Genomic DNA, 6,709 nt, shown 5'->3' with positions numbered 1-6,709 from the left:
GTAATGAGGCGTGTTAAAGTTGTTTACCTGGCTGTTGTTTTTGTTCTTAATGTTGTCTGAAAAGTAGTTGACCTTAGCCAAAAAGTTATGCGACAGGTCTACACTTACACTGGCAGCGTAGCCATAAGTGTTTACGGTTTGTCCGCCATTAAAAGCAATATTGTACTGTACATATGTACTATGATCTTTAAAAGCAGTTACATCATCGGTTCCCGGAGTATTTGCCACATTGGCGTAGCCGATAAAGTTTTTCCAGGTAGAGAAATAGCCCAATACATCAAACATTACTCTTTTGCCAATTAAAGCTGCATAACCAAGCTCAAAGGCATTTACAGATTGCGGTTTAATGTCATTGTATTCAAATTTCTTTAATACGGAGGCATCGCCTGATTGCTGATAAGCGGATACACTTTCAAGTGTATATGGCGGAAACTGATTGAAATGGTAATTGTCATTTAACAGCAAAGAAGAGCCTCCTGAGGAGTAGCTGTTATATCCGTTAAGTGTGTTTTGCAATGCCTGAATGTTTGATGGAAAGCTATACGCATTTTGATAAGAGAAGCGGATAAAGTTTTCTTTAACGGGCTCATACACTGCCGAAGCTCTTGAGGTTACTTTAGGAGAAGAGAAAAGCGTGTTCTTGTCGTACCGGAAAGAGGTACTTAGGCTTAACCTGTCGGCTGCCAGTTTTTTTGCCAGTTGAATGTAGGCACTGTATTCTTTTACATTGATTGGTTTATCCTTATCAGGGAATAATGTGTTTTTACTGTTCAGGCTGTATAAGCGCCAGTTAACGCCGGCAATTACACTCATGAACTTAACCTTATCGGTAAAATTGTATTGAGCTTCTGCATTGTAGAGCTTACTGCGATCCAGAAATAAGGTGCCTCCTTCGGAAATAGGTGTATTGGAAATCTTTTCTTTAAGGGCGTTGAATTCCGGGGTGCCTAATTGTGCGCGACCCTGATCTGCAAATGCGCGGGCAGCTAAATGTGCATCATTTAAGCTGGCCCCTCCGGCAAGGGAAGCGAGTAAAGCACCGGTATATTCCGGATACCATCCTCCTGTAGCACCATCATAACTCGTTTTCCATCCTTCGTTGATGTACTGAGCGGTTGGGCCGGCAATTATGGTTCTTCCGGAATTTTCTGAAGTGGTATATGCGCGGACAAACCAATTGTCGCTTTTTAATTCTGCGCGGTATTGGCCAACTTTAAAGGCCTTAAGCTGGTAGCGGGTATCGTTGGTGTATACGATGTTTCCTGTACCGTATGTGCCCGACATGATTGCCTCTAGTTTGGGATTTATTTTATACCTGAACTCGGCATTTACTTTGAATAATTTTGCCTTGTTATCCAGATATCCATACTCCGGATATCCTGTTCTGGCCACGTAGTTAGGTTTGGCCAGTAAAGGTTCAATAAGGGGAGCCAGGGAAGGATCGCCTGCTAATGCCCCCTCTAAGAACGGATTAATATCTGTACTTGTAGCTCCACCATAATAGTTTACGCCATTATAATTTGGATCTGTAAACCTGCTGCCAGGGCCATTTTTATTGGTGCTGTCGGTAGCCACCMAATCGTTTGCCTGTGTATATTGAGAGTTAATTTTAAAAGCCAGTTTCTCGTTGATCTTTGTGGCATAGCGGATTGCCCAATCATAATATGGTGATGCACCTACAGGGTCATAACTGCCGCTGTTTTTAATGTGGTTTACTCCCTGTGTGATCAGCACGCTTAAACCCTGGTATTTAAATGGGTCTTTACCGGTCATTACCATGGTGCCATTTAAGCCCCTTGAACCGTAAAGTGCAGATGATGCACCCGAGAGTACTTCAATGTTGTCAACATCAAGTTGAGTTAAGCTGATGGCCGAACCCAGAGGGAAATTGAGCCCCGGTGCCTGGTTGTCCATCCCATCCACAATTTGTGTGAAATTGGTATTTCCGCTGGTGTTAAACCCTCTTGTAGAGATGCTGGTAAAGCCAATACTGGAAACGGTTACATCAACTCCTTTTAAACCCTGGATCATATCCATGTAGTTTAGCTGAGGGGAATTGCTGATGTCTTTACTGCTGAGCTGCTCTATGGTTACCGGAGAGGAGAGCTTTTTTTGTACCACCCTACTGGCCGAAACCACTACCTCTTGCCCAAGTATAGATGTGGGGTTAATGGTGATATCGAGCGCGGCAGAGGTACTTTGCACATCAACTTCTTTAGTTTCAAAACCGATAGAAGAGATGACAAGTATGATGGGTAATTTCTTTTTAATGGTCAGTTGAAACCTGCCCCTGTCATCAGAATAAGTTCCTTCCGAAGAATTCTTTACATGAATGGATACAGCCGGTACGGCCTCCTGTGTGGCGCTGTTTTTAATCGTTCCTTTGATAACCTGAGCGTTTAGGTTGGCAAATAAAAAATGAAAAGGGATCAATAAAAATAGTCTGGTTACTTTCATTGTGTTTGGTTTTGGTTAGTGCAATATAGATTGCAAAACCATCTGCATACAATGATTAGAACGTGTTTGGGACGAAATAGGGCTATAATGGGGTGAATGGGAACGTAGAGGTAGTACTGCTGAGGTATTGCTCAAATTGTTTTTGATGTGATGCTGAAACAGGAATCTGCAAGTCGGGCAATGGATCGAACTGAAGCACATAGCCTTTATGTGTTTTCTTTGAAGAAGAAACGGTTTTTATATTGATGGTATATGACCTGTGTACCCTTATTAAACCGGAATAGCTGCAGGTTGACTCAATCTTTTTTAATGTGGTACGGATAAGCTCTGTTTTAACTTCACCACCCAATAGGTAATGAACATCTACATAGTTGTCTTCAGATTTAAAGAACAATACATTGTTCGGGTGAAGGGTTAATATGATTTTTCCGTTCTCATCTCCGATCAGCAGGTTATCTGAAAGTGCTTTGTGTTCTGTTGCTACCAATGAAAGGTTGTGTGCCAGTTTGTATTGCTGTGCGCCAAATAAAATCAGTAATGAAATTACATAAGGGGGGATGGCAATAAGTATGGTATAATTGAACGTGTCGAGATAATTGCTTACAGACAGGTCGGGATGATTGTTGAGCAGCCAGTCGCAACCCATAATGCCAAAGGTTAAGATCAGTATTTCACCAAGAAACCAGAAGAAATATTGCCCGTAGGTAAGGTATTCGATACGCAGCCATTTCCGCAATCCAAATTGGGTGAGCAGGAGTGTGAATGTTCCGGCAAGTGAAAAGATGCTAAAGATTTTGAACAAGTCAAATTTGCTTGCATCCTCATACCACCTGTTGATGTTAAAAGGCACAAAGGTGTACATGAAAAGCAAGCTGATTACAGTAACCAGGCTAATAAATATTATTTTATTAACGGATGAGTTAAGTATAAGGAAACGTTGATCCAGTGCACTCTTAAGTACAGTGTAATTGACGGAAAGCGGTGTAGTTCTTGCCATACAACGGTATGCTTAATATTTGGTAATGAAATTTAAGCATTTATTGTGGAACTTCCTTCAGGTCTGATTTTTTTAACCAACCTTTTGTAACCTGCCCATCACTGTCGGTAAGTGTAACATAGATAAAGTTGCCCTGTTCATCAATTACCTCAAATTTTGATTTGACCCATAGTCCTAAGATACCTTTTCTGGGAGCATCATTATTTGGAGAATCATGAAAATAAAGTGTGGTTTTAGGGACTCTGTATTTTTTGCCCTCACTAAATATAACAGGTTCCTCTGGTCCTTCTTTAGGTTGTGTAACAGGAGGAGGAGTAGGCTTAGATGTATTTGCCGCGGTTTGGCGTTCAAACTCTTTTTTTAAGCTATCCTGATTGGCTTGTTGTGCCGCGGTATCTAAAATAATAGGTTTGATTTCCTCGGTGGTGTCAGGAATTATTTCTTCTGCCTGATGGGTGGTGTCTTGATGGACTATACTGCTGGAATCGGTAACCAGATCTTTTTTCGGTTCAAGATTTTTAAAAAACAAAGCATATGCTGAAAGAATACCCAGCATTAAAATGGCCATGATCATTAAAACAAATACTGGCTTTGCAACACGAACTCCTGATGAGGGTGCTGCAGTAACTGCGCTTGCTACTGTGGCCGCTGGTTTTGCAGCAGTTGCAGATACATTACTATGGCTATGGTGCAATACGGCATCCTGCAATTCCATTCCATTAGAGAATCTGTTTTCAGGTCGCTTCTCTAAACATTTCCTGATCACATCAAGTAGCCATGCAGGTACATTCATTTCTCGTGCCTTCACATCGTCAGACCAGTTTTCCGGCAATTGAGCTCTTCGCAGTGCTAATATGTCGGGCACCTGCTTTTCCATATGGGCAAGCATCACTGAGTTACGCGCTGATTCTCCTTTGTTGATCAATGGGAAAGGAACTGTACCGGCCAGAAGCTCATAGAGTATTATACCATAGCTATACACGTCGGTTTGGAAGAACATTTCGCCGTCATGCTGTTCCGGAGCCATAAACTCAACTGCACCCGCATGTCGCACACTGCTGCGGCGCTGCTCGTCGGACATGATTGCCAGGCCAAAGTCGAGCAGGATGTAATTCCCTGTATCCGTATTAAATTTTACATTATTGCTTTTTATATCCCCATGCTTAACCCCAACTCTATGGCAATGCGTAAGGGCATTTGCCAGCTGTTCGGCAAGTTTAATGGTCTCTCTGATTGTAAAAATTGGAGCGTGTGGTGATTTAAGCAGTTCTTCCAAATCTGGTCCTTCGATGTATTCCATTTCAATAAATGGGAAAGAGCCACTTTCGGTTAAGCCCGAATTAAGGATCTTAACTACATTTGGATTTGGTACTTCATTTACCTTTTTTAGTTTTTCAACCTCATTCTTGAAATTCCTGAAATTTCTATCGTCCGTATTTTCAGTATGAATAGGAGTTGGCAATATCTTTACCGCAGTAATAATGGCACCCATCCTTTTACCCTTGTAAACAGAACCCTGCCCACCTGTACGTAGGGCGCCCATGTTCTCTAATCCTTCTGTTATGGTAAATACTTTGCTCATAGTGTCTTTGTTGTTTTATTAAAATTCAGGAACATCATTAATCAATCCGTCCTTTGTTTTTTTAGTCGTTTTTGGTTTGATCGTATCCTTTTTAGCCGCCGGAACAGTTTGTAAGGTATCCGGATTCACTGTTGTAACTTTCTTGCCAGGTTCAGTTTTTGAACTGCTTTTTACTGGCAGTATTGGTTTACTTACAACGTTAGTGCTGTCTGTTTCAGTACCCTTACGTTGATTTAAGACCAAATTTATTCCAAATGTAGCTAAACAAATAAATAATATAATTCCGCCAATAAGAAATGCTTTTGCTTTGCCTCCTTTTTCGTACTTCTGAACCAAATCGGTTAGTCGTTCATTCTCGGCTTTCAGTTCATTTATTATTGTTGTAACCTGTTCGTTGTTAAGGATGTCCTGATTGCTATTGCTAACCGCTTCATACAGACCAACTCCATCGTGGAATCTTTTCTCCGGATTTTTCTCTAGGCATTTTTCAATAATCTGGAGTAACCAGGCCGGAGCCATCATTTCATGGGCTTTCTTTTCTTCTGACCATTCTACCGGTAAGCGGTTTTTACGGAGCTCCATCACATCAGGGATCTGCTTTTCGATATGTGAAAGCATCACCATATTTCGGGATGTTTCTGTTTTATTGATCAACGGAAAGGGGACCGTTCCGGCTAAAAGTTCATAAAGAATAATGCCGTAACTGTAAATATCAGATTGAAAAAGCATTTTGCCATCGTGCTGCTCAGGAGCCATAAACTCTACTGCACCTGCATGACGTAAACTGGAACGACGCTGTTCATCAGACATTACCGCCAAACCAAAATCAAGCAGTATATAGTTACCAGTATCCGTATTGAATTTGATATTGTTACTTTTAATATCGCCATGTTTAACACCTACTTTATGGCAATGCGCAAGGGCATTGGCCAGGTGATCGGCCAGCTTGATGGTTTCTCTTATGGTAAATATCGGGCTATGTGGTGGTTTCAGCAAGTCTTCCAGATCCGGGCCCTCTATGTATTCCATTTCTATAAAAGGAAGAGAGCCGCTTTCGGTAAGACCTGAGTTTAATATTTTGACCACATTGGGACTTKGATCTTCATTAACTTTTTTTAGTTTTTCTACTTCGTTTTGGAAATCCCTGAAATTCTTGTCCTCAGTGCTCTCTGCGTGGATAGGTGTAGGCAATAGTTTTACAGCCGAAAGAATGGCGCCCATTCTCTTACCCTTATATACAGATCCTTGTCCGCCGGTGCGTAGTGCACCCATATTTTCCAATCCTTCTGTTATAGTAAATACTTTTGCCATTTGTTTATAATTACTGATTAGAATGATAACTGAATTCTAAAACAGCTGATTCTCCTAAAATTATCTGATCTCCTTCTTGCAGTGCGTGCCCCAGTTCTGTGAAGGTAAGTTTTACAGAATTATGCTCCTTTACAGACCTTATTTTTACTTTATTTCGGGGAGGCACACCACCATCATCAGCAAAAAGCATAAAAGCTGCAGCATCATTATTCCATTCTATATGGGCATGTTGCCTGCTTATGTATTTGTTGCATTCATTTGTGCTGGAATCTGGAAAGGCAATGTTATTAACCCTGATAAAGCCGTCGCTATCCTGTGCCTGTTTTTCCCTGCCAATATTAATCTTGCCATCAGAAGAAGAG

5 protein-coding genes are annotated in these 6,709 nt (G+C 41.3%); all 5 read right to left on the bottom strand.

The window, feature by feature from the left end:
• Window positions 1-2,457: TonB-dependent receptor (locus AC1DG9_RS20915; RefSeq protein ID WP_477635178.1), on the bottom strand; the 2,457-nt coding region annotated here is incomplete at its 3' end.
• A gap of 82 nt (window positions 2,458-2,539) precedes the next feature.
• Window positions 2,540-3,454, bottom strand: coding sequence for a LytTR family DNA-binding domain-containing protein (locus tag AC1DG9_RS20910; protein WP_048907188.1), 915 nt, complete (start codon window positions 3,452-3,454; stop codon window positions 2,540-2,542).
• 40 nt (window positions 3,455-3,494) lie between these two features.
• Window positions 3,495-5,036 carry a serine/threonine protein kinase gene (locus AC1DG9_RS20905; protein WP_288883950.1) on the bottom strand — a complete coding sequence of 514 codons (1,542 nt, stop codon included), beginning with the start codon at window positions 5,034-5,036 and terminating at the stop codon, window positions 3,495-3,497.
• 18 nt (window positions 5,037-5,054) lie between these two features.
• On the bottom strand, window positions 5,055-6,347 hold the full coding sequence (locus tag AC1DG9_RS20900) for a serine/threonine protein kinase (protein WP_477635177.1): 1,293 nt from the start codon (window positions 6,345-6,347) through the stop codon (window positions 5,055-5,057).
• Window positions 6,348-6,357: 10 nt separating this feature from the next.
• Window positions 6,358-6,709 (bottom strand): FHA domain-containing protein (locus AC1DG9_RS20895; protein WP_477635176.1); only part of this gene is annotated, 352 nt, incomplete at its 5' end.

The sequence above is a fragment of the Pedobacter sp. 05L430 genome, from assembly GCF_056397585.1.
The sequence above is the reverse complement of the archived record's forward strand: the minus strand, read 5'-3'. Positions and strand labels throughout refer to the sequence as shown.

What these genes read in the sequence shown, in the direction of transcription:
- AC1DG9_RS20910 (WP_048907188.1), bottom strand. Translation starts at nt 3,454, where the DNA reads ATGGCAAGAACTACACCGCTTTCCGTCAATTACACTGTACTTAAGAGT.
- AC1DG9_RS20905 (WP_288883950.1), bottom strand. Translation starts at nt 5,036, where the DNA reads ATGAGCAAAGTATTTACCATAACAGAAGGATTAGAGAACATGGGCGCC.